The organism is Vibrio sp. 10N.222.48.A3 (assembly GCF_041475345.1).
GTDB lineage: Bacteria > Pseudomonadota > Gammaproteobacteria > Enterobacterales > Vibrionaceae > Vibrio > Vibrio tasmaniensis_A.
On sequence record NZ_JBFRVX010001001.1, the window covers coordinates 1 to 3,536 of the forward strand.

General features: G+C 44.7%; 4 protein-coding genes. All 4 read left to right on the forward strand.

The features are described 5' to 3' along the window. Nucleotides 1–15: 15 nt before the first annotated feature. The 4 genes from AB4653_RS22910 (at nt 16) to AB4653_RS22925 (ending at nt 3,441) form a co-directional block, all read left to right on the forward strand. Nucleotides 16–762 carry an amino acid ABC transporter ATP-binding protein gene (locus tag AB4653_RS22910; RefSeq protein WP_012600470.1) on the forward strand — a complete coding sequence of 249 codons (747 nt, stop codon included), beginning with the start codon at nt 16–18 and terminating at the stop codon, nt 760–762. Next, nucleotides 762–1,559 (forward strand): amino acid ABC transporter permease, encoded by a 798-nt coding sequence (locus AB4653_RS22915; RefSeq protein WP_009845515.1) that lies wholly within the window; start codon nt 762–764, stop codon nt 1,557–1,559. Before AB4653_RS22910 ends, AB4653_RS22915 begins: the two co-directional genes overlap by 1 nt. Nucleotides 1,560–1,571: 12 nt before the next feature. After that, entirely contained in the window at nt 1,572–2,381 is an 810-nt protein-coding gene (locus AB4653_RS22920; protein ID WP_009845516.1) for a transporter substrate-binding domain-containing protein, read from the forward strand. Between the two features lie 133 nt (nt 2,382–2,514). Further along, a complete protein-coding gene (locus AB4653_RS22925) occupies nt 2,515–3,441 on the forward strand; it encodes an amino acid ABC transporter permease (protein WP_032555058.1) in 927 nt (308 codons plus the stop codon). Nucleotides 3,442–3,536 lie beyond the last annotated feature (95 nt).

Below are 3,536 nucleotides of genomic sequence, written 5' to 3' on the forward strand. Positions count from 1 at the left end.
GTCTCTTTATTAGGTATGAACAACGATTTGAACAATCTCAAGGAAATGGTTAAGTTTAAGTCACTTAACAAGTGGTATGGTGATTTTCATGCCCTAAAGGATATCGATTTAAAGATTGAACAAGGAGAGATACTGGTGATTTGCGGGCCATCAGGTTCGGGTAAATCAACTTTAATCCGTTGTATCAATCAGCTAGAACCTTTCGAAAGTGGCGAGCTTTGCGTGTTAGAACAAGTACTTCCGAGTAAATTCAACACACCTGGCCAAGTCGGAATGGTGTTTCAGCATTTTCATTTATTCCCCCATCTTACCGTGCTTGAAAACCTGACTCTGTCTCCAATACGTACGCTGAAAAAAAGCAAACGAGAAGCCGAGAAGCTTGCAATGCACTATCTCGAGCGCGTACACATCGCTGAACAAGCCAACAAATACCCAGTACAACTTTCTGGCGGTCAGCAACAACGTGTAGCTATCGCCCGTTCGCTGTGCATGAAGCCTGAATTACTGCTTTTTGATGAACCGACTTCAGCGCTTGATCCGGAGATGATCAACGAAGTGCTCGACGTGATGGTTGAACTGGCGAGCGAAGGTATCACCATGGTGTGTGTGACCCACGAAATGGGCTTTGCGAAACAAGTGGCCGACCGCGTTATCTTCATGGATGAAGGACAAATTGTGGAATCGAATACGCCACAAGCGCTCTTTGAAAACCCTCAACATGAACGTACTCAAGCGTTCCTAAATCAGATCCTGACTTATTGATGTTGATTCGAATTATTAAACCCGCCCTATCTGCTTTGGTACAGATTGTTGTACTGGTGGCTGCTGTTGTTTGGATTCTCGACTCTGGTGCACAAACCATGGGATACAGCTGGCAATGGGAGCGTGTGCCGGACTATATTGCTTTCTATGAAGATGGTGAATGGTGGCCTGCAGAATTAGTTGAAGGGCTACTGGTTACCATCAATATCTCTTTGATTTCTTTGGTTGCTACGCTGATCATTGGTTTAACGACAGCACTATTGAGAAACTCAAATTCTGTGGTTGGACGCACCTTAGCCACCAGCTATGTTGAGTTAATTCGTAACACGCCGTTATTGGTACAAATTTATTTGCTCTATTTTGTATTTGGCCCCGTGTTAGGGCTGGATCGCTTTAGCACTGCCGTTTTAGCCTTGGCACTTTTCCAAGGCGCTTACACCGCCGAGATATTTCGTGCCGGTTTAAATGGTATTGCGAGAGGACAATTTGAAGCAGCTCAATCCTTGGGCTTATCAAAGACCTATACTTACTGGGATGTGATTCTTCCTCAGGTGGTGCAACGTACCTTGCCACCTTTGACTAATGAAGTGATCTCTCTTATTAAAAACTCTTCAATTGTGAGTGTCATGGCTATTTTTGACCTGACGACTGAAGCCAGAAACATTGTTTCTGAAACCGCGATGCCATTCGAGATTTGGTTCTCTGTGGCGATCATTTATCTTGCTCTTACACTTTCACTTTCTGCCGTTGCTGCTTGGCTTGAGCATAAGCTCGGGGCTAACTGGCGAACACAATAAGGATTTATCAGCATGAAGCTATTTAAAACCGCGATTACAGCCCTACTTGCGCTTGCCGTAAGTTTGCCTGCACTTGCTTCTGAAACGCCTAACCTCGATAAAATCAACGAACGTGGCTCACTGCGCGTTGGGATGTCGACATTTGTTCCTTGGGCGATGCGTAACAAACAAGGCGATCTCGTTGGCTTTGAAATCGACGTGGCGAAACGCCTTGCCGAAGATTCTGGTTGGAAAGTCGAATTTGTACCTACGGCATGGGACGGTATTATCCCTTCTCTATTATCGAAAAAATTTGATGTAATCATCGGCGGTATGTCTATCACTGAAGCGCGAGCTAAAAGCGTATTGTTCACTGAACCTTACTCGCACTCTGGCGTTCAACTGGCGGCTAACAAAGAGCTAGCGGAAGGTTTTACTCAGATCTCTGATTTTGATTCTCGCCGCGTAAAAATTGCAGCACGTCGTGGAGCATTCACGGTTCAAGTCGCTCGTGAAACCTTCCCTAAAGCGAAAGTTCTACAGTTCGATGACGATGCTCAAGCATTCCAAGAAGTGTTAAACGGCAACGCGCACGCGGTTATCGCGTCTAGCCCGAAACCAGAACACGAAACGATCAAAAATGCAGACACGCTATTTATTCCATTTGAAGAGCGTCTATCAAAAGGTAACGAAGCATTTGCAGTTCGCCTAGGTGAAACTGACAAGGCAGAATTCTTCAACGAATGGATCAAAGCACGTACTGAAGACGGTTGGTTGAAAGAGCGTTACGAGTACTGGTTCTCTACTCTAGATTGGCAGGACCGGATTGCTCAAGGTCAGTAATCTGAACTTTTGCTAGTGAATCGAGGCAGTGCGTTGTCTGCACTGCCTCGATTCGGCAACTTGATTCGCTTTAATGATGATCTAAAACTCAACAAAACAGCCTACTAATTATTATTGTTTAAACAGGAATGACGTGAGTAGTACTAGCGCATTAACAACACCTAAGCCCAACGTTTATATGAAGCCTTGGTATCAACGCCTTAACCTTTTGGATGGCGTGTTACTCGCTGTCATTTGTGTGTTTGCAGGCTGGCTTTATTATCGTTCTGCTGTTGGTATCAACTACCAGTGGCGCTGGGAAGATGCGTTTACCCTAATTTTCATTCCACCTTCTCAAGGCAGTATTCCCTACTTCTTCCAAGGCTTGATCGCTACACTGCGCTTGAGTGTCTGGAGTATGGTGTTAGCACTCTCTTTTGGCACATTGTTAGGTGTAGCAAGACACTCAAAGATCGCTTTCTTCAAAACACCGGCACTGATTTTTATCCAGTTGGTTCGAAATATTCCGCCACTGGTGTTTATCTTCATATTCTATTTCTTCGTTTCTAACCAACTGATTCCATTACTTGGTTTAGAAAGTATCTTACGTGAACACAATGGCGAGATTAACGCTGTTCAAGCCTTTCTGTTTGGTCCTGCTAACCTTTGGGAAAACTTAGCGTCTGGTGTTATCTGTATTGGTTTGCTCTCTTCGGCTTACATTGCGGAAGTGATTCGAGCGGGTTTAGAAGGTATTCCTAAAGGCCAATGGGAAGCGGCCGATTCGCTTGGCTTGTCTGCATTGTCTAAGTATCGATTTGTGGTTGGCCCACAAGTATTAACGGCCATCACCCCACCATTGGCAGGCCAAGCAATCTCCTTGATTAAAGACACGTCGATTGTGTCTCTGATTTCGATCCAAGAGATGACGTTTGTTGGTACTGAGATGGCAAACTCATCGGGGTTGATCTTCGAGATCTGGCTGATTGTAGGCTTCGTATATTTTGCTTTATGCTTTGCGCTTTCGCGTCTGTTCAAAGTGATTGAACAACGTTCTAGTGTTTACCTTAACCATCAGTAACGTCATTAATTAATAGTACCGACTCGCCCGACCATTCCTTTCCCTTATCAAGTTCACCTGATTGTTTTAAGCTATTGACCAATCGGGATTTATCC

What these genes read in the sequence shown, in the direction of transcription:
- AB4653_RS22910 (WP_012600470.1), top strand. Translation starts at nt 16, where the DNA reads ATGAACAACGATTTGAACAATCTCAAGGAAATGGTTAAGTTTAAGTCA.
- AB4653_RS22915 (WP_009845515.1), top strand. Translation starts at nt 762, where the DNA reads ATGTTGATTCGAATTATTAAACCCGCCCTATCTGCTTTGGTACAGATT.
- AB4653_RS22920 (WP_009845516.1), top strand. Translation starts at nt 1,572, where the DNA reads ATGAAGCTATTTAAAACCGCGATTACAGCCCTACTTGCGCTTGCCGTA.